Annotated in this window: 17 protein-coding genes; 13 read left to right on the top strand and 4 right to left on the bottom strand. The window is 59.1% G+C overall.

The annotated features are described in order from the left end of the window. On the bottom strand, positions 1-709 hold a 709-nt coding region (locus F6R97_RS01095), incomplete at its 3' end, for a carbon starvation CstA family protein (RefSeq protein ID WP_315865857.1). Positions 710-1,143: 434 nt separating this feature from the next. Here F6R97_RS01095 and F6R97_RS01100 point away from each other — a divergent pair. Together F6R97_RS01100 and F6R97_RS01105 are read left to right on the top strand one after the other, a co-directional pair. After that, positions 1,144-2,505 (top strand): cache domain-containing protein, encoded by a 1,362-nt coding sequence (locus F6R97_RS01100; RefSeq protein ID WP_038983270.1) that lies wholly within the window; start codon positions 1,144-1,146, stop codon positions 2,503-2,505. A 33-nt stretch (positions 2,506-2,538) separates the two neighbouring features. Then, entirely contained in the window at positions 2,539-3,171 is a 633-nt protein-coding gene (locus F6R97_RS01105) for a response regulator (protein WP_008015035.1), read from the top strand. Between the two features lie 7 nt (positions 3,172-3,178). On the opposite strand, the gene F6R97_RS01110 is transcribed toward F6R97_RS01105, so the two are convergent. Further along, positions 3,179-3,703 carry a transporter suffix domain-containing protein gene (locus tag F6R97_RS01110; protein WP_315865858.1) on the bottom strand — a complete coding sequence of 175 codons (525 nt, stop codon included), beginning with the start codon at positions 3,701-3,703 and terminating at the stop codon, positions 3,179-3,181. A 194-nt stretch (positions 3,704-3,897) separates the two neighbouring features. On the opposite strand from F6R97_RS01110, the gene F6R97_RS01115 reads away from it, so the two are divergent. The 3 genes from F6R97_RS01115 to F6R97_RS01125 are packed head-to-tail and all read left to right on the top strand — an operon-like array spanning position 3,898 to position 7,605. After that, a complete protein-coding gene (locus tag F6R97_RS01115; protein WP_048393367.1) occupies positions 3,898-5,430 on the top strand; it encodes an efflux transporter outer membrane subunit in 1,533 nt (510 codons plus the stop codon). Next, on the top strand, positions 5,427-6,566 hold the full coding sequence (locus tag F6R97_RS01120) for an HlyD family secretion protein (RefSeq protein WP_038983267.1): 1,140 nt from the start codon (positions 5,427-5,429) through the stop codon (positions 6,564-6,566). The genes F6R97_RS01115 and F6R97_RS01120 overlap by 4 nt, the downstream gene beginning before the upstream one ends. Next, positions 6,556-7,605, top strand: a complete 1,050-nt coding sequence (locus F6R97_RS01125) for a DUF2955 domain-containing protein (protein ID WP_038983266.1) — start codon at positions 6,556-6,558, stop codon at positions 7,603-7,605. The genes F6R97_RS01120 and F6R97_RS01125 overlap by 11 nt, the downstream gene beginning before the upstream one ends. Here F6R97_RS01125 and F6R97_RS01130 read toward each other — a convergent pair. Then, positions 7,595-7,915, bottom strand: a complete 321-nt coding sequence (locus F6R97_RS01130) for a hypothetical protein (RefSeq protein WP_038983265.1) — start codon at positions 7,913-7,915, stop codon at positions 7,595-7,597. The genes F6R97_RS01125 and F6R97_RS01130 overlap by 11 nt on opposite strands. Then, positions 7,912-8,838: a helix-turn-helix domain-containing protein gene (locus F6R97_RS01135; protein ID WP_038983264.1), complete on the bottom strand. Its 927-nt coding sequence runs from the start codon at positions 8,836-8,838 to the stop codon at positions 7,912-7,914. The genes F6R97_RS01130 and F6R97_RS01135 overlap by 4 nt, the downstream gene beginning before the upstream one ends. 160 nt (positions 8,839-8,998) lie before the next feature. Here F6R97_RS01135 and F6R97_RS01140 point away from each other — a divergent pair, with 160 nt between their 5' ends. The 8 genes from F6R97_RS01140 (at position 8,999) to F6R97_RS01175 (ending at position 17,885) form a co-directional block, all read left to right on the top strand. Continuing rightward, on the top strand, positions 8,999-10,357 hold the full coding sequence (locus F6R97_RS01140; RefSeq protein WP_038983727.1) for a glutamine synthetase family protein: 1,359 nt from the start codon (positions 8,999-9,001) through the stop codon (positions 10,355-10,357). A gap of 124 nt (positions 10,358-10,481) precedes the next feature. Beyond that, on the top strand, positions 10,482-11,570 hold the full coding sequence (locus F6R97_RS01145; protein WP_050682022.1) for a polyamine ABC transporter substrate-binding protein: 1,089 nt from the start codon (positions 10,482-10,484) through the stop codon (positions 11,568-11,570). Beyond that, complete coding sequence (locus F6R97_RS01150; RefSeq protein WP_315865859.1) at positions 11,567-12,868, top strand: FAD-binding oxidoreductase; 1,302 nt, start codon at positions 11,567-11,569, stop codon at positions 12,866-12,868. The genes F6R97_RS01145 and F6R97_RS01150 overlap by 4 nt, the downstream gene beginning before the upstream one ends. A gap of 232 nt (positions 12,869-13,100) precedes the next feature. Further along, the gene (locus F6R97_RS01155) at positions 13,101-13,697 is read left to right on the top strand and encodes a paraquat-inducible protein A (RefSeq protein ID WP_038983261.1); all 597 of its coding nucleotides are present in this window, start codon (positions 13,101-13,103) and stop codon (positions 13,695-13,697) included. Further along, positions 13,694-14,350 carry a paraquat-inducible protein A gene (locus F6R97_RS01160; RefSeq protein ID WP_038983260.1) on the top strand — a complete coding sequence of 219 codons (657 nt, stop codon included), beginning with the start codon at positions 13,694-13,696 and terminating at the stop codon, positions 14,348-14,350. Before F6R97_RS01155 ends, F6R97_RS01160 begins: the two co-directional genes overlap by 4 nt. After that, entirely contained in the window at positions 14,331-15,986 is a 1,656-nt protein-coding gene (locus F6R97_RS01165; protein ID WP_038983259.1) for an intermembrane transport protein PqiB, read from the top strand. Before F6R97_RS01160 ends, F6R97_RS01165 begins: the two co-directional genes overlap by 20 nt. 16 nt (positions 15,987-16,002) lie before the next feature. Then, positions 16,003-16,560: a membrane integrity-associated transporter subunit PqiC gene (locus F6R97_RS01170; protein ID WP_038983258.1), complete on the top strand. Its 558-nt coding sequence runs from the start codon at positions 16,003-16,005 to the stop codon at positions 16,558-16,560. A gap of 80 nt (positions 16,561-16,640) precedes the next feature. Beyond that, positions 16,641-17,885, top strand: a complete 1,245-nt coding sequence (locus F6R97_RS01175) for an MFS transporter (protein WP_038983257.1) — start codon at positions 16,641-16,643, stop codon at positions 17,883-17,885. Positions 17,886-17,936 lie beyond the last annotated feature (51 nt).

Genomic DNA, 17,936 nt, shown 5'->3' on the forward strand with positions numbered 1-17,936 from the left:
CGCCCAGCAAGATCGAACCCAGCAGCAATGCCACGCCGATCACCGAGATTTCACCGATGCGGCCTGGGCGGATGTAGCGCATGTAGAAGCCCATGAACATCGCGATCGGGATGGTCGCCATTACGGGGAACATGCCCCACGGGCTTTCGGCCAGGGCCTTGACCACGATCAGCGCCAGCACCGCGAGGATGATGATCATGATCAGGAAGCAGCCAAACAGCGCGATAGTCCCGGGGATGCGGCCCATTTCTTCACGGACCATATCGCCCAAAGAACGACCGTTGCGGCGGGTGGACAGGAACAGGACCATGAAGTCCTGAACCGCACCGGCCAGCACTACGCCGGCAATCAGCCACAGCGTACCGGGCAGATAGCCCATTTGCGCCGCCAATACCGGGCCGACCAGCGGCCCCGCGCCAGCGATGGCCGCGAAGTGGTGACCGAAGAGTACGTGTTTGTTGGTCGGCACATAGTCCAGACCATCATTGTTGAGTACGGCGGGAGTGGCTCGATTGGGATCGAGTTGCATCACCTTGGTGGCGATGAACAGGCTGTAATAGCGGTAAGCGACGAGATAGATAGCGACTGCTGCGACTACGATCCAGAGGGCGTTGATGGCTTCGCCGCGGCGCAGGGCCACGACACTTAGCGCAAACGCTCCCAAGACAGCCACGGCAAACCAGGCGAGGTGTTTAGCCAGACGGGGCATAGCGTGTCTCCTGCCGACAACCAGTGGCTGCGGCGGTAATTATTATAATTGTGTCCGCATTGCGGAGCGGGCCCAATATCCGCCCATGCTGTCGACAAATAAATCCGCGTTACTACGTACGTGGCGCCTACGTAGTTCTACGTAGACACCGCTGATCCGTCCGTTGAAATGCAAAACCTGTGGGAGCGGGCGTGGCGAGGGGGCTTGCCCCCGTTGGGCTGCGAAGCAGCCCCAAAAAATCTCTGATGTACCAAATATCTTGTGAGTGCTACGCACTCAAACGGGGGCAAGCCCCCTCGCCACAGCCCGCTCCCACAGTTTTTTGCGTTTCATGACGGCCGCAGGTCATTCCGTCCAGCACTGCTACTGGAGGCACGTATCTTTGGCATATGATGCCGGGCCTTCGCCTTCCATCGGTCTGGCCAGGAGTAGAGATGCAGCTCAAACACAAAATCGTCGCGCTCGGGATTCTGCCGCTGGTGTTGGCGATCGCGGTCATCTGCGCGCTGGTGATTTCCCTGAACCGCCAACTGGGTGATCAACAGGCGCAACTGATCGAAGACAGCATTCTGGCCAGTAAGCGCGCAGAACTGAAAAACTACGTCGAAATGGCGCAGAGTCTGATCGCGCCGCTGTACGACGACGGTCGGGGCGATGAGCGCGCGCAACAACAAGTGCTCGAAGAACTGCGCAAGCTCAGCTTTGGCATCAACGGCTACTTCTTCGTCTACGACCGCGAGGGCCGCAGTCTGATGCACGCGCGCCAGTCAGAGCTGGTGGGCAAATACCTGTGGGACATGACCGACCCTCACGGTTTACCCGTGATCCAGGCGTTGCTCAAAAGTGCGCAATCCGGCGAAGGCTTTCAGCGTTACGCCTGGAACAAACCCTCTTCCGGCCAAGTGACCGACAAGCTCGCCTACGTAGTAATGCTGGATCGTTGGGGCTGGATGCTCGGCACCGGCATCTACCTTGAAGACGTCGAACACGCCACCCAACAAGCACGCGCCGAAGTGGCTCAGGGCATTCGCAAAACCATGCTGGCGATTGCCGCGGTGGCCCTTGTGGCGGTGCTGTTTGTGTTCGCCAGCGGCATGACGCTGAACGTCAGCGAACATCGCCTCGCCGACAAGAAACTCCAGCGCCTGACTCAACGCATCGTCAGCTTGCAGGAGGAAGAACGGTCGCGGGTTTCCCGAGAGCTGCACGACGGCATCAGTCAGCTACTGGTGTCTATCAAGTTTCAGTTCGAACTGGCCAGCCATGTGCTGGAGAATGGACAAGACAAGGGCTTAAGCATTTTAAGAGACGCCACGGAGCGCTTGGGGGAAGCGATTGGCGAGGTTCGCAGCCTCTCTCACGACTTGCGCTCGTCGCTGCTCGACACCCTCGGCCTGCCGGCGGCGATTGGTCAACTCGCCGCAGAATTCGAGCAGCGCAGCGGTCTTGTCGTGACCTTTGACGATAACGAATTCGACTGTCACCTGGTCGATGGCGCTGCCGTCTCGTTGTTTCGCATCGTGCAAGAAGGCCTGACCAATATCGAACGCCACGCACAGGCAAAAAACGTCATCATTACCCTGCACGGCTGTGAAAAGTCCGTACGGTTGACGGTGGTCGATGACGGTGTCGGTTTCAACGTCGCCCAGGTCGAACGTAGTCACGCTGGCATTGGCCTGCGCAACATCCGTGAACGTGTCGAGCATTTTGGCGGTCGATTCGACCTGACATCGATGCCGGGAAGAAGTGAGCTGGACGTGCTGCTGCCGATGAAACTGCCCGGTACAGAACGCTGACTCAACCCATAACAATTAGAGTGAATGCCTGCGATGAACCTGCCCTACCCGATCCGCGTCGCCCTGGTCGACGATCACTCCCTGGTCCGCGACGGAATCAAATCGCTGCTGGCGGTCATGGCGCAGCTGGAAGTGGTGGGAGAAGCCGAGAATGGCGTCGATGCCATCGAGATGGTCGGGCGCTGCCAGCCGGATCTGTTGCTGGTCGACATCAGCCTGAAGGACATCAATGGCCTCGAGCTGACGCGGTTGTTACGCAGTCAGTACCCGTCGCTCAAGGTGCTGGTGCTGAGCATGTATGACAACTATGAATACGTGAGTGAGTCCGTTCGCTCGGGTGCCAGCGGCTACGTGCTGAAGAACGCGCCTTCACGGGAAATCATTGCGGCGATCGAAGCCATTGTCAGTGGCGGGACGTTCTACAGTGCCGAAATCGCACAGCGGCTCATTGCCGATAAAAGTACCGACAACGAGCTGACTCCGCGCGAAAGCCAGGTGCTGTACAAGATGGCTCAGGGGCTGAACAACAAGGAAATGGCTCGCGAACTGGACATCAGTGTCCGGACTGTAGAAACCCATCGCCTGAGCATCCGTCGCAAGCTCAACATCGACAAACCCGCGGCCCTCGTAAAGTACGCGATCGATCACGGGATCATTTCGCGCTAGAGGCGATTCACACCGCACTCGTATTAACGACACGTGCCGTGCGAATAAACAACGCGCGTACCTTGTCCCAGAAATTTCCCCCAAGTACGAAAAAGCTGCCGATCAGCATGGCATCGCCCAGCGCCTGGAGCTGCCAGAGATTCGGTCTCAGCCCCGGCCAAAGAGTGTCTATGTAAGGTTCGAGAAATGCCGAGATCAGCGGCAGGCAAAACATTACAAGACCGATTCTATGGCGAGCCGGGCCTACTTCCACGTCTGTCGCCGGTGCAAGCGCGGAGACGTAACCAAACAGGCTGCGCTTGAGTTGCTGAAAGCCGGCTTTGCCCATGATCGCAATCGCGAGAATCAACAGAATTTTGTTACTGATAAATAAAACGCCGGTCAGGGCCGCAATCTTTGAACCTGATACATCCGCCGCGGCAGCGAGAGGCACCATCAGCCACGATCCCAGCATCAAACAGATAATCGCGATGCCCACTTTGAAACGCCATCCGGTGGAGCTGGATACATTGTCATCCTGAGGGTTGCTCATGGTCTTCTTAACCTTCTTTTCTGGCCGCAATTAATAGATCTTCAGAAGCGTAGCAGTTGGTCGATCCTATGATCATTCAACATGACCTTGTATTTGTCCGGGCTGTACTAACCTAAGCGAACCGGTAACCAACGCCATTTCAATGCCAGGGATGTTCGGATGACGTTTTCCCAAGATCTACTATCAGTGCACCGATGCTAACGCGCTCAGGTCCTCTGCTTCTATTGGTCGCCCTTGGCCTTGGCGGTTGTGTCCGTCTAGGGCCGGATTTTCAGCACCCGGGCGAAGCCTGGACAAAACTCTGGAGCAGCCCCGCGCTTGAGCAGGCCAGCCAACGAAGCCTGAATCCCGACCTTCGCCAGTGGTGGCAAGTGTTCGCCGACCCGGTCCTCGACGCGCTGATCGCCGAATCGGACGCGCACAATTCAGACCTGAAAATTGCCGGCCTTCGCGTCATGGAAGCCCGTGCGCGGTTGGGCATTGCGCAAAGCGGACGCTATCCGCAACTGCAACAGGCCAGCGCCGACAGCCTGTACTTCAACCGCCAGCAGTCCGGCGGCAACAACCCGCAAGACAGCCACTTCTGGCAACACAGCGCGGGCTTTGACGTTGGCTGGGAACTGGACTTCTGGGGGCGTTTCAGTCGAGCCATCGAGTCATCCGATGCCAGTTACTTTGCGGCTCAAGCCAACTATGAAGACGTACTTGTACTGCTGCGTGCTCAGGTGGCCGATACCTACTTTTCGTTGCGCACCACCGAAGCGCGTTTGCGCGTTGCCCGCGAAAACGCCCAACAGCAGAAGCGCAACTTTGAGATCACCGAGAAACTGTTCAACAGTGGCCAGAGCGCCGAACTCGACTTGCAACAAGCCAAGACCCAATACCTGGGCACCTTGAGCAGCATTCCGGATTTTGAGGCGCAAGTACTGCGCACCCGCAACGCGTTGGCCGTGCTGATCGGCCGGCCACCCAGTGCCCTGCCCCAATTGCTCGAAAATGAAGGGCTGATCCCGCTGGTGGACCAAGCCGTGCTGCAAGACGTGCCGGCCAACCTGTTGTTGCGTCGACCGGACGTGCGCGCCGCCGAGCTCAATGTCGCGGCCCAGTCGGCACTGATCGGTGTAGCGGAAACCGACTTCTATCCGTCGCTGACCTTGCTGGGCAGCATCGTCTGGACCACCGACACGTTGAGCGGCACCTCCAACAGCCTGGACCTGATCGGCGGCCCCAGTTTGCGCTGGAACCTGTTTGACCACGGCCAGATCAGCAACAACGTGCGTGTACAAGATGCGCGGTTACAGCAGCTGATTGAGGTTTATCGCGACAAAGTCCGCCAGGCCGCACGGGAGGCCGATGATGCCGCCGGCAGTCTGATCAAATCACTGGAGCGCGAGCGCATCCTGGGTGAAGCACAGATCGCCGCCGCGCGTTCGTTGAGCCTGGCCAGCACTCAATACCGGGAAGGTTACTCGGACTTCCAGCGCGTGCTGGATGCTCAACGCGCATTGCTCGAACAGCAGGACAACTACCTGCTCAGCCGCAGTAATGCGGTGAGCAACCTGATCGCCCTGTACAAAGCCCTTGGCGGTGGTTGGTACAGCGCCCAGACGACAGTCGATCAAGAAACTCGCCAGCAAATGGAACAACGCACCGACTGGGGTAACCTGCTGAATGAGCCGGCCCCTTCGCAAGCATCCTATCCTGTGCCAGAAGGTCAAAGCCGATGACTGAACCCTCGCCGCCCTCCACTGAGGCACCCTCCCCCAAGGCGCCAGAGCCTGCTGCCGATCCCGCAAAAAAGGGCATCAAATGGGTGATGCTGCTGATCGTATTGAGCCTGGCCTGGTACTTGTTGGCTGACCGGTTCACGCCGTATACGCAACAGGCTCGGGTGGGCGCCTTTGTCATTCCGGTGGCATCCGAAGTGGCCGGTCGGGTGATCCGTGTGAATGTGCGCAACAATCAGGACGTCAAAGCGGGCGATGTGTTGTTTGAAGTGGATCAGCAGCCCTATCAAATAGCCGTCGACCGCGCCCGCGCAGACCTGGAGTCCACACGCCGCCAGATCGGTGCCAGCACCGCCGGTATTGCTTCGGCTCAAGCCAATTTGCGCGCCGCCCAGGCCAATGAACTCAAGGCGCGACAGGACAATCAGCGTCTTGAAGGTTTGTACCGCGAAGACCCCGGCACCATTTCCGTGCGCCTGCTTGAGGTGTCTCGGGCCAGCCGTGAACAGGCCGTCAGTCAGGTCGCCGCAGCCCATGCCGAAGTCCAGCGGGCACGGGAACAGGAAGGCGGCAGCGAGGACGACAACGCGCTGTTGCGTAGCGCTGCCACGGCGTTGTCAAAAGCCGAACTGGACTTGTCCAACACGCAGATACGCGCACGGTCAGCGGGGCTGATTACCGATCTGCGCACCGATGTCGGACAGTTCGCCACTGCCGGCAGCCCGGTCATGACCCTGATTGCCATCCATGATGTGTGGATCAGCGCGGACATGACCGAAAACAACCTCGGCCTGGTCGAGGTCGACACCCCTGTTTCGATCGTTCTGGATGCCCTGCCGGGAAAGGTTTTCGACGGCCGTGTGCGCAGTGTCGGCTACGGCGTCAGCGTGGGGCAGACCACTGCGCCCGGCAGCCTCCCCAGTGTGCAGAACAGTCGTGACTGGCTGCGTCCGGCCCAGCGTTTTCCGGTGATTATCGAGTTTTCGGAGGAATCGAGGAAAACGCTGTTCGACAGTCGCGCCATCCGTGCCGGTGGGCAGGCTGAAGTGATGGCGTTTCCTACCGAAGACAATCCGCTGAATCTGCTCGGCCGATTGTTTGTGGGGCTGATGAGCTGGCTGAGCTATGCCTATTAAGGGCGCGCCTACTCAGCGCACGCCTCGTGTTCAACGGGCGTTGCGTCTCGCCACCGGCACGGCGCTGTGCCTGGCCATCAGCTACGGCCTGGCGCTGCCGATCCCCTTTATTTCGCCAGTGCTCGCCGTGTTGCTATTGGCCTCGCTCAATCGGCCTTTGCCATTCAAGGCCGGACTGGTGCTTGCGGTGGCCGCGATGCTGACCACCGGCATCGGTCTGTTGCTGATCCCCGTCCTGCGCTATTACCCCTTCTGCGGCGTGCTGCTGATCGGAGTCAGTCTGTTCCTGGCCTTTGGTTTTGGCCTGCGCGGCGGCAACACCTTGATCATGACTTTCCTGATCATTGGCCTGACCATGATTTCCTCGGCCGGCGTTGCCGATTTCGATCTGGCGATGATGGTCATTGGTGCCTTGGTCATGGGCTTGATCCTCGCCGTCATCGTCGTGGCGTTCAGTCATTGGTTGTTTCCCGACCCGGCCAATGCCCCCTCTCCACCCGCCGCCAGCGCTTTGCCTGCGCAGGAAGTGGGCCGGGTTGCACTGCGTGCGACCCTGATTGTTATACCGGCGTTCCTGTTGGCACTGATCGACCCGGCCAGCTACCTGCCGATCATTTTGAAAGCGGTCAGCCTTGGTCAGCAGAGTTCGACGACAACGGCGCGCAACGCTGCTCATGAACTGCTCGGCTCGACCTTCATGGGCGGGCTGTTGGCTATTATGTTCTGGTGCGCGCTCAGCCTGTTTGTGCACCTGTGGATGTTCTTTCTGTGGATGCTCCTGTTCGGCTTGCTGTTGGCACGCAAGCTCTATGCCCTGAGCCCGACCCGACAAACCCCGGGGTTCTGGCTCAACAGCCTGATCACACTGATCATCCTGCTGGGTCAATCGGTTCAGGACAGCCTTGCCGGGAAAGACGTCTATACCGCCTTCGTCGTACGCATGGGATTGTTTATCGCCCTCACGCTCTATGCCTTGCTGATGGTTCATTTACTCGATCGGCGGCAGCGCAATCCAGGCGTCACTCAGCTCACGGAGTGACCTGATAACCCCGTCCTTGCAGGCAGCCGTGATAGTGCTGTTTCACGTCCTCGACCGGCTCATAAAATTCGTCATGTTGACGTCCTCGTACCTCCGCATCCGGCGCCCCGGCAGCAGCATCCACCGCAGCACCCTCCGAGGGTGGCGGGCTTGAGGTGCTCTGGCTCGCCGTGACGTTGCTGCAATCACTTATATCCAGCTGGACTTGTTGCGAGTTCTGCCCGTTCAAGGGCACGACCGTTTCGGCTTGCACCTGCGTATAGACCATCGACATTAGGACACACAGGCTGAAAGACGATAACCGACTCATGATGACCTCCGACACGGTCCACAGTGTTTGCGGGCCAGCGTTTGGCTGGGAAGTTCCTGGAACAAGGCCCGATAACTGCTGGAAAACCGCCCCAAATGCCAGAACGACCAATCCATCGCCACTTGCGCGACCGTCGTTTCCCCGGCCGTTCGCCTGAGCAATTCGCGGCGCGCACTGTTGAGTCGACGCAAGCGCAGCCAATGCGTGGGTGTCATTGCGGTATACGCCTTGAACGCATGCTGCAACTGACGCAGCGAAACCCCGGCCACCTGGGACAGCTCCAGCAAATTGAGGGTTTCTTCCGGTGTATCGGCGGCCCATTCGGCGACGCGCTTCATGATCGTTCGCTCTTCCGCCCGACGCTGCAAACCTGCGCGATCCAGGCACACACAAGCGTTATCGAGGATGTACAAACAGTCCTCCAATAGTTGCTGGGTTAACGCCTCTTTGCTCGGCGGATCCAGCGTCTGCGTCAGCCGCGTCAACGTCCCACTCAACCAGCGGCTGAACAGTGCGTTCTGGCCTGAATTGAGCGGCGACATGAACAAACCTTCGAGCCGCGCCACGTCCAGGCCATGCCGCTGAACGAATTCCGGACCGAACACCACGGCGATCTCCTGGTAGTTCTCCGGGGTGATCCAGATGTTGCGGCTTTCACCGTTCAGCACGTACAGCGAGTTGTCGCTGCGATCGAAACAGAACGCCAGCGCGCCTTCCGGGGCGCTGAAATTCTGCTCGACGCGGGTGTTCATCTGTTCCTCGTAAATCTCTACGCCTTGCAGGTCCAGATAGCGCACCCGCCCGGCAAAATGCCCCGGAGACATCTGCTGATAGTGCTGCACCCAACCCGGTGTGGCGCGGATTTGCTCGGCCACGTCGGCGGTGTTGAACGCTTGAACCTGTAACGGATTGCACGCTGTCATGGGGCGCCTTACGCACTCTTTTGGTGCGCTTTGTGCTGTTTAAAGTGGATAGATGGAACGGCAAGGCTCACCCAAGATAGTCGTCAACGCGTCACAGGGGAAGTGTTCGGTGGATGAAGCCGCTTTCCCCGGCGTCAATAAAACCAACAACGAGGTCTTTATGAATGTCCCTTTCGATCAGCTGCTCACGTGGCTGAAAGATCACAAGATTACCGAGGTCGAGTGTGTGGTCAGCGACTTGACCGGCATTGCTCGCGGCAAGATTGCACCCACCAACAAGTTCCTGCATGAGCGAGGCATGCGCCTGCCGGAAAGTGTGTTGTTGCAAACGGTAACCGGGGACTTTGTCGACGATGACATCTACTACGACCTGCTCGACCCGGCCGACATCGACATGGTCTGCAAGCCCGTCGCCGACGCGGTTTACGTCATTCCATGGGCCATCGAGCCGACTGCCATCGTGATCCACGACACGTTCGACAAGTTCGGCAATCCCATCGAACTGTCGCCACGCAACGTCCTGAAAAAAGTCCTGAAGCTCTACACCGACAAAGGCTGGAAGCCGATTGTCGCGCCGGAAATGGAGTTCTACCTGACCCAGCGCTGCGAAGACCCGGACTTGCCGCTCAAGGCGCCACTGGGACGCTCGGGCCGTGCGGAAAGCGGTCGCCAGTCGTTTTCCATCGACGCCGCCAACGAGTTCGATCCACTGTTTGAAGACGTCTACGACTGGTGCGAGCTCCAGGGCCTGGACCTCGACACACTGATCCACGAAGACGGCCCGGCGCAGATGGAAATCAATTTCCGTCACGGTGACGCCCTCGATCTGGCGGACCAGATCACCGTGTTCAAACGCACCCTGCGCGAAGCGGCACTCAAGCACAACGTCACCGCGACTTTCATGGCCAAACCCATCGGTGACGAACCCGGCAGTGCCATGCATATCCATCAAAGCGTGGTGGACATCGCCACTGGCCAGCCGATTTTCGCCGATGCCGACGGGCAGATGAGTGAGCTGTTCCTGCACCACATCGGCGGCTTGCAAAAGTACATTCCCAAAGTGCTGCCGATGTTCGCGCCCAACGTCAATTCGTTCCGCCGCTTCCTGCCCGACACCTCGGCGCCGGTCAACGTCGAATGGGGCGAAGAAAACCGCACCGTCGGCCTGCGCGTACCGACCTCCACCCCGGACGCCATGCGCGTGGAAAACCGCCTGCCGGGCGCTGATGCCAACCCATATCTGGCGATTGCCGCGAGCCTGTTGTGCGGTTATCTGGGCATGGTCGAACGCATTGAACCGAGCGCAGCGGTACAAGGCCGCGCCTATGAACGCCGCAACCTGCGCTTGCCGATCACCATCGAGGACGCACTGACGCGCATGGAAGAGTGCGAAACCATCGAACGCTACCTGGGCAGCAAATTCGTGCGGGGTTACGTCGCGGTCAAGCGTGCGGAGCACGAGAACTTCAAGCGGGTAATCAGCTCCTGGGAGCGCGAGTTCCTGCTGCTCAGTGTCTAGTCCCCTGTGGGAGCGGGCTTGCCCGCGATGAGGCCAGCACATTCGACATCATCGTTGACTGACAGACCGCTATCGCGGGCAAGCCCGCTCCCACAAAAACCCAATAACTAAAAGAGGTGTCGATATGCGTCTATTGAAATCCGTGGTTCCGGTCGCGCTGGCGTTGCTGTTCAGCGCCACTGCACAAGCTCAGCCAAGCGTGAGCGTCTATAACTGGACCGATTACATCGGCGAGACCACCCTCGCCGACTTCCAGGCGAAAACCGGGACCAAGGTGATCTACGACGTATTCGATTCCAACGAAACCCTGGAGGGCAAACTGCTCGCCGGCCGCACGGGTTATGACGTGGTGGTGCCCTCCAACCATTTCCTCGCACGCCAGGTGAAGGCCGGCGCGTTTCTCAAACTGGATCGCTCGCAGCTGCCCAACTGGAAAAACCTCGACCCGAAATTGCTGGCTTTGCTGGAAAAAAACGATCCGGGTAATGAACATTCGGTACCGTACCTGTGGGGCACCAACGGCATTGGCTACAACGTCGACAAGGTCAAGCAAGTGCTGGGCATCGATCGCATCGATTCCTGGGCGGTGTTTTTCGAGCCAGAGAACCTGAAGAAGCTCAGTCAGTGCGGCGTGTCGATGATGGATTCGGCCGATGAAGTGTTCCCGGCGGTCCTGAACTATATGGGCATGGACCCACGCAGCGAAAATCCCGCGGACTTTAAAAAGGCCGAAGCCAAACTGCTGACCATCCGGCCTTACATCACCTATTTCCATTCGTCCAAGTACGTGTCGGACCTGGCCAATGGCGACATTTGCGTTGCGTTCGGCTATTCGGGCGATGTGTTCCAGGCGGCGAACCGTGCCAAGGAAGCGAAGAATGGCGTGAACATCGCCTACTCGATCCCGAAGGAAGGCAGCAATCTGTGGTTCGATCTGTTGGCGATTCCCGCCGACGCCAGCAACCCGAAAGAGGCCCACTCGTTCGTCAACAACCTGCTGGATCCGCAGGTAATCGCCAAGGTCAGCGCCTCGGTCGGTTACGCCAATCCGAACCCGGCGGCCAAGCAATACATGGACCCCGAGCTGGTCAATAATCCAGAGGTCTATCCTCCTCAGGAAGTCCTCGACAAACTCTACATCTCCACCACCCCGCCCCAGCCGATCATGCGTCTGATGACCCGCTCCTGGAGCAAAGTGAAGTCCAACCAATGAATCAGTACGACAACAAACACGCTCACTCCTATTACGCTGCATCGGCCAAGGGCATGACCCCCTACCCCACGCTGGACTCGGATCTTGAGGCCGATGTCTGCGTGGTGGGCGGCGGCTTTACCGGGGTCAACACCGCGATTGAACTGGCGCAGCGCGGGCTTTCGGTGATTTTGCTGGAAGGCCGACGGATCGGCTGGGGCGCCAGCGGGCGTAATGGCGGGCAGTTGATTCGCGGCATCGGTCACGATGTCAGCGGTTTCGCCCGATATGTCGGTCAGGACGGCGTGCGCTATTTGGAGCGTGCAGGCATAGAGTCGGTGGAACTGGTGGGCAACCGCATCCGCGAGCATGGGATCGATTGCGACCTGCGCTGGGGCTTCTGCGAGCTGGCCAATACCCCGGCGCAGTTCGAGGCGTTCAAGACGGAACTGCAAAGCCTCGCCGAACTGGGTTATGCCCACGAAACCCGACTCGTCGGCCCCGAGCAGATCCGCCAGCAAGTGGTGGGCTCCGATGTGTATGCCGGTGGCCTGATCGACATGGGGTCGGGTCATTTGCATCCGCTGAATCTGGTGCTCGGCGAAGCGCGCGTTGCCGAATCTCTCGGGGTGCGAATATTCGAGCAGAGCCCGGTGCTGGAGTTGATCCATGGCAGCACCGTGCAGGTTCGATGCGCTGGCGGCACGGTACGCGCCGGCAGTCTGGTGCTGGCCTGCAACGCACACCTGGAAGAACTCGAACCACACCTGAGCGGCAAGGTTTTACCGGCGGGCAGCTACATCATCGCCACCGAGCCTTTGACGCCTGAGGTTGCCGCGCAACTGATCCCGCAGAACCTGGCGCTGTGCGACCAGAAAGTCGGCCTCGATTACTATCGGCTCTCGGCGGATCGACGCTTGCTGTTTGGCGGTGCCTGCCATTATTCCGGGCGTGATCCGGAGGACATCGGCGCATACATGCGGCCAAAAATGCTCAAGGTCTTCCCACAGTTGGCGGACGTGCGCATCGATTATCAATGGGGCGGCATGATCGGCATCACCGCCAACCGCTTTCCCCAAGCCGGACGCTTGAGCCAGTACCCGAACGTGTTCTACGCCCAGGGTTATTCCGGTCATGGTTTGAACGTGACCCATTGGTGCGCACGGTTACTGGCCGAAGCGATTCATGCCGGGCACAGCAAAGGGCTGGACGTTTTCAGCGCCGTGCCGCACATGACCTTTCCCGGTGGAAAAGCCCTGCGCTCACCGCTGCTGGCCCTCGGCATGTTCTGGTATCGCCTGCGCGAATTGCTCGGCTGACTACCCTTACAGGAGCTGCCGGAAATTCCCCGGTTGACTAACTCCCCCGTAGGAGCTGCCGCAGGCTGCGATCTTTTGATCTTGCTTTTAAAAGTCAAAAGATCGCAGCCTGCGACAGCTCCTACAGGGAACTCATTGCCTGCCTTGATCAGTCTTTTAATTTGCTCAATCGCGAGTCACTTCTATATTGAGGGGGTGCTCTGACTTTCCTGTCTCCTGGCGAGTGCGGCCTATGGCTACGACTGACCAACTGATCATCTGCGAGCACTGCGACTGCGTGTATGAAAAAGTCACGCTCGCCAAACATCAAAAAGCCCTGTGCACCTGCTGCGGCGGCGTGCTCCAGCGTTATAACGCGTTATCAGTGGAGCAGCGTCTGGCCTTGGCCTTCACGGCGGCGATGCTGTGGATTTTCGCCAACTTCTATCCCGTCATGAGCATCAGCATGAAGGGCCTGAAAAACAGTGCGACGCTGTGGGATTCGGTATTGGCATTGAGCCAGGGGCCGATCACCTTTATTGCGCTGGTGGCGGCGATATCCATCATCATCGCGCCGCTTTTTCAACTGGTGTTGCTGATCTGGGTCCTGAGCTTCGCCCTCGTACATCGGCGCTCGCCCGGTTTCAAAGTGTGCATGCGCTGGCTGGAAACCCTCAGGCCCTGGAGCATGCTCGAGGTCTGCCTGCTGGGCGCAATGGTCGCGGTGTTCAAACTCGCAGGGTTGCTGGATGTCATCCCCGGCATCGGCCTGTTTGCCCTGGCCGTTCTCAGCCTGCTGTTGATTCGCATCGCCGGGCGCGATGTCCGTGAACTGTGGGACATCCTATGAACAGGCCACCGCTCGCCAGCGAACTCAATCTGTGCCTGTGCCATAGCTGCGGCCTGGCTTGCGACATCACCGACAACCCTCATGAATGCAAACGCTGTGGCGCGCCACTGCATGCCCGTAAAGCCGATTCATTGACCCGCACATGGGCCTATCTGCTGGCCGCATTGGTGTTTTACATCCCGGCCAATCTGCTGCCGGTCATGAACACCAGCCTGTTTGGCAGCGGTTCCGACAGCACCATCATGAGCGGTGTGCTGGAGTTCTGGGAACATGGTGCGTGGGACATTGCCCTGATTATTTTCATCGCCAGCATCGCGGTACCGGGCATCAAGTTCGTTGCCCTCTCCCTGCTGCTGATCACGGTGCAACGCGGCAGCCTTTGGGCGCGCAAGGAGCGTTCGAAGCTTTACCGTTTCGTCGAGCTGATCGGCTACTGGTCGATGCTCGATGTGATTGTGGTCGCGCTGGTCGCCGCACTGGTTAAATTCCAGGCTCTGGGCGATATTCAACCGCGCCTGGGCATTCTGTTTTTTGGTCTGGTGGTGGTATTCACCATGCTGTCGGCGATGAGTTTCGACCCGCGATTGATCTGGGATAAGGCGCGGGGAAAACCACAAAACGAGGAGCTCACGGATGAAGTCGCAAGCCACTGATGGGCCGCAAGCCCCTGGCCAGGCCAGTATCAAAACCCGTCGCTTCAGCGTTTCGCTGGTGTGGATCGTGCCGATCGTTGCGGTGCTGGTGGGGATCTCCCTGGTGATACACAACGTGATGCAGGAAGGCCCGACCATCACTGTCACGTTCAAGACCGGTAGCGGCCTTACGGCCAACAAGACCGAGGTCAAGTATCGCAATGTGGTCATCGGCCATGTGTCGGAAGTAAAGCTGAGCGACGATCAAAAAAGCGTTAACGCCACGATCAAACTCGACAAACAGGCTGAAAGCTTCACCCGCGAAGATTCGCAATTCTGGGTCGTGCGACCACGCATTGGTGCCGGTGGCGTCTCGGGCATCGATACCCTGCTGTCAGGCGATTACATTGGCGCCGACATCGGCCAGGCCAATGCCCGTTCCAAACACTTTATTGGTCTGGAAAACCCGCCGCCCATTACCTATGGCGAACCGGGTAAACGCTTCATGCTGCACACTCAGGACCTCGGCTCGCTGGATATCGGCTCCCCTGTTTACTACCGTAAGATCCCGGTCGGGCAAGTGGTCGCATATGCGCTCGATGCCGACGGCAAAGGGGTGAACATCGAAATCTTCGTGCACTCGCCCAATGACGCCTACGTCACCGAGAACACCCGGTTCTGGAACGCCAGTGGTATTGATGTGAACGTCGGCGCCAACGGTTTTGCGGTGAGTACCGAGTCCTTGTCGTCCTTGTTGGTGGGCGGCATCGCGTTTCGCGCACCGGAATACAGCCCCAACGATCAGCCGGCCAGCGAGAATAAGACCTTCGACCTGTTCGAGGATCCGCAAACCGCCCTCGCCCCGCCCCACGGTAAGGGGCAGTACTTGAGCTTGCGTTTCGATCAGGCCTTGCGCGGGCTCAAGATCGATGCACCGGTGGAGTTTCTCGGCGTGGAATTCGGCAAAGTCGTGTCGATCAATCTGGATTTCGACGCAAAAAAACGCAGCTTTCCGCTCAATGTCGGCATCGTGATCTACCCGCAACGCCTCGGCCAGGCTCATTTAAAAATGCTCGAGGCCTTGAAGCATAATCCTGAAGACGAAGCCGCTAGCATAAAGCTCATGGGCAGCTTCATCGAAAACGGCCTGCGGGCCCAGGCCCGTAGCGGCAATCTGTTGACCGGTCAGCTGTACATCGCGCTCGACTTCTACCCCAAAGCCGAGAAAGTCGTGTTCGACCCAACCGCCCGCCCCGTCGTTATTCCAACCATTCCTGGCAGCCTCGAGCAGTTGCAGGAAAAACTGGAAGGCATGGTCAACAAGATCAATCAGCTGCCAATCGAACGCATCGCCGGCAATCTCGACAGCAACCTCGTCGAACTGCGCAAGGGCCTCGTACAGTTCAACGCCAGGACCCTGCCCGGCGTGCAAACCACCCTGGCGGACGTCAGCAAGACTTTGCAATCGGCCAGCTCGACCCTCGCCGACGATTCGCCGCAACGGGAACAACTGAACGACACCCTGAACGAACTCGGGCGCATGTCACGCTCGTTGCGTGAACTCTCGGATTATCTGGGCCGGAACCCGGAATCGCTGATTCGCGGCCGTCCCGACAATGCCGCGCCGATAGACTTGCAGCCGCCACCGCGCAACTGACCACAGGAGCAACACCATGGCTTTTTCGCTAAAGATCACGCTGGTCACCGCGTTGTTGTTGCTCACCGCGTGCAGCAGCGAGCCGATTCGGTTCCACACCCTGACCCCGGCCCAACCGGGCGTCGCAAGCAGCAGCGGCGCGGAAGTTCAGATCGAAGCGATCACCGTGCCGCCCCAGGTCGACCGCCCGCAGATCGTCATTCGTCAGGGCAACGCCGGCCTCGCAATCCTCGAAACAGAATGGTGGGGCGCGAGTCTGGTGGACGAACTACGCAGCGCCCTTGTCGATCAACTGGTCAACAATAACCTGCAACGCAGAGTGTCGTTGCGTCTGGACGTTCAGCGCTTTGATTCGATTCCCGGCCAATATGCGTTGATCGACGTCAGATGGCGCCTGCGCAGTCTCGGCAACGGCGATGCCGCAATGGTCACCTGTCGCAGCACATTGCAGACCCCTTCCGGCCCGAGCATCGACGATCTGGTGGTAGCCCATCAGAACAATGTGAAACGGTTAGCTGCTGCCATTAGCCAATCCGTAATGGGCGCTTCGCAGGGCTGTCCGTCGGTCAAGTAGCGAATGCGCAAGAAATGCCGGTGTGGTTTTCCCTCGATGGCAAAGCACGTAGGATGCCGTCCAACCACCGAGGCTGACCGATGTCCCATACAGGTACCCTTCAGGGTTCGAGCGTAAGAGTCCTGATTTATCTTCTGTTCGCGATCCAGCTCATCTCCATGGGCGCGATGGAAATGAGCGGGCCGTTCTGGCCCGTCCACCTGCGTGGGCTGACGTCGTCGGAGTCGGTGTTCAGCTTCGCCAGCATCGCCGTCTACGTCGGGCCGATGCTGGGCATTATTCTGACCAGTGCATTCTGGGGCCGTATCGGCGACCGGTATGGCCACAAGTTGATGATGATCCGCGCCTTGGCCGGTTTGTCATTGACCCAGCTTGGGCTGGCCCTCTTCAGCGATATCTGGGTGATCCTGCTCCTGCGCTTTTTGCAGGGCGCGTTCGCCGGGTACATCGCCCCGGCCCAGGCTTACGGCGTCAGCATCGAAGCGCCTTCACGTCGGGCGCGGCTGTTTGCAATCCTGCAAATATCCACCAACGTCGGTTCGTTGCTCGGTGCCGTGGCCGGCGGGCTGATCCTCGATTACGCGACCTTTTTCTGGATCAATATCATTGCCGCGGCCCTCTGTGCGATCTGCACCGTGGTGGCGGCCGTGACCTTGCCGGATGTGCCGCCAGTGAAGAAAACCCCGGTGGTGGATGCCGCGGCGCCAGTCAGCCGCTCACGCAGCGTGTGGCAAGGTTCACCGCTGCTGTCGTTGCTGGGCGTGATGGGGATTCTGCTGCTGGCGCGGATGCTGCCGCAGACTTCGTTCTCGCTGTATGTCAGCTCGGTATTCGAGGTCAGTAACTCGGTGGTTGGCCTGTGCTACGGCTTGCTGGCCCTGGGTTTCATCATCTCGGCGACGCCGTGGTCGCGCTACTTCGAACACCGTAGCCAGCAGGAAACCCTGCACCGCATCACCTACATTGTTATCGGTTGCATCGGCCTGACCGCCATGGCCGGCATCACCCGCAACCCGGCGGTGTTTGTCATTGCCTACTTCGTGTGGGGCGTGCTGCTGGGGGCGACGACGCCGGTGCTGATGGCACTGATCTCGAAAACCGCCGACAGCTCACAGCAGGGTTATGTGCTGGGGATTGCCCAAAGCACCGCGCAATTCGCCTCCATCGCGGGCATCTCGGCCGGTGGTTTGCTCAGCCAGGTTTATGGCTTGCAGTACACCTATCTGTTTGTTTGCCTGGCCTACATGGTTGCGCTGATTCCGATTATCGCCCTGCGCTATCGGCCGGTGGTGATGCAGCCGAGCCAGGTGCCTCCCGGCGATTGATCCTGAAGGCGCCTCTTGCGCCGCAGGGCCACAGTAACCTAGCATTGGGAA

Source organism: Pseudomonas sp. JV414, from assembly GCF_032424305.1.
GTDB lineage: Bacteria > Pseudomonadota > Gammaproteobacteria > Pseudomonadales > Pseudomonadaceae > Aquipseudomonas > Aquipseudomonas lini.

Coding starts and splice junctions, on each gene's coding strand:
- F6R97_RS01140 (WP_038983727.1), top strand. CDS start 8,999: ATGAATGTCCCTTTCGATCAGCTGCTCACGTGGCTGAAAGATCACAAG.
- F6R97_RS01170 (WP_038983258.1), top strand. CDS start 16,003: ATGGCTTTTTCGCTAAAGATCACGCTGGTCACCGCGTTGTTGTTGCTC.
- F6R97_RS01175 (WP_038983257.1), top strand. CDS start 16,641: ATGTCCCATACAGGTACCCTTCAGGGTTCGAGCGTAAGAGTCCTGATT.
- F6R97_RS01155 (WP_038983261.1), top strand. CDS start 13,101: ATGGCTACGACTGACCAACTGATCATCTGCGAGCACTGCGACTGCGTG.
- F6R97_RS01145 (WP_050682022.1), top strand. CDS start 10,482: ATGCGTCTATTGAAATCCGTGGTTCCGGTCGCGCTGGCGTTGCTGTTC.
- F6R97_RS01110 (WP_315865858.1), bottom strand. CDS start 3,703: ATGAGCAACCCTCAGGATGACAATGTATCCAGCTCCACCGGATGGCGT.
- F6R97_RS01105 (WP_008015035.1), top strand. CDS start 2,539: ATGAACCTGCCCTACCCGATCCGCGTCGCCCTGGTCGACGATCACTCC.
- F6R97_RS01100 (WP_038983270.1), top strand. CDS start 1,144: ATGCAGCTCAAACACAAAATCGTCGCGCTCGGGATTCTGCCGCTGGTG.
- F6R97_RS01150 (WP_315865859.1), top strand. CDS start 11,567: ATGAATCAGTACGACAACAAACACGCTCACTCCTATTACGCTGCATCG.
- F6R97_RS01165 (WP_038983259.1), top strand. CDS start 14,331: ATGAAGTCGCAAGCCACTGATGGGCCGCAAGCCCCTGGCCAGGCCAGT.
- F6R97_RS01135 (WP_038983264.1), bottom strand. CDS start 8,838: ATGACAGCGTGCAATCCGTTACAGGTTCAAGCGTTCAACACCGCCGAC.
- F6R97_RS01160 (WP_038983260.1), top strand. CDS start 13,694: ATGAACAGGCCACCGCTCGCCAGCGAACTCAATCTGTGCCTGTGCCAT.
- F6R97_RS01115 (WP_048393367.1), top strand. CDS start 3,898: ATGCTAACGCGCTCAGGTCCTCTGCTTCTATTGGTCGCCCTTGGCCTT.
- F6R97_RS01120 (WP_038983267.1), top strand. CDS start 5,427: ATGACTGAACCCTCGCCGCCCTCCACTGAGGCACCCTCCCCCAAGGCG.
- F6R97_RS01130 (WP_038983265.1), bottom strand. CDS start 7,915: ATGAGTCGGTTATCGTCTTTCAGCCTGTGTGTCCTAATGTCGATGGTC.
- F6R97_RS01125 (WP_038983266.1), top strand. CDS start 6,556: ATGCCTATTAAGGGCGCGCCTACTCAGCGCACGCCTCGTGTTCAACGG.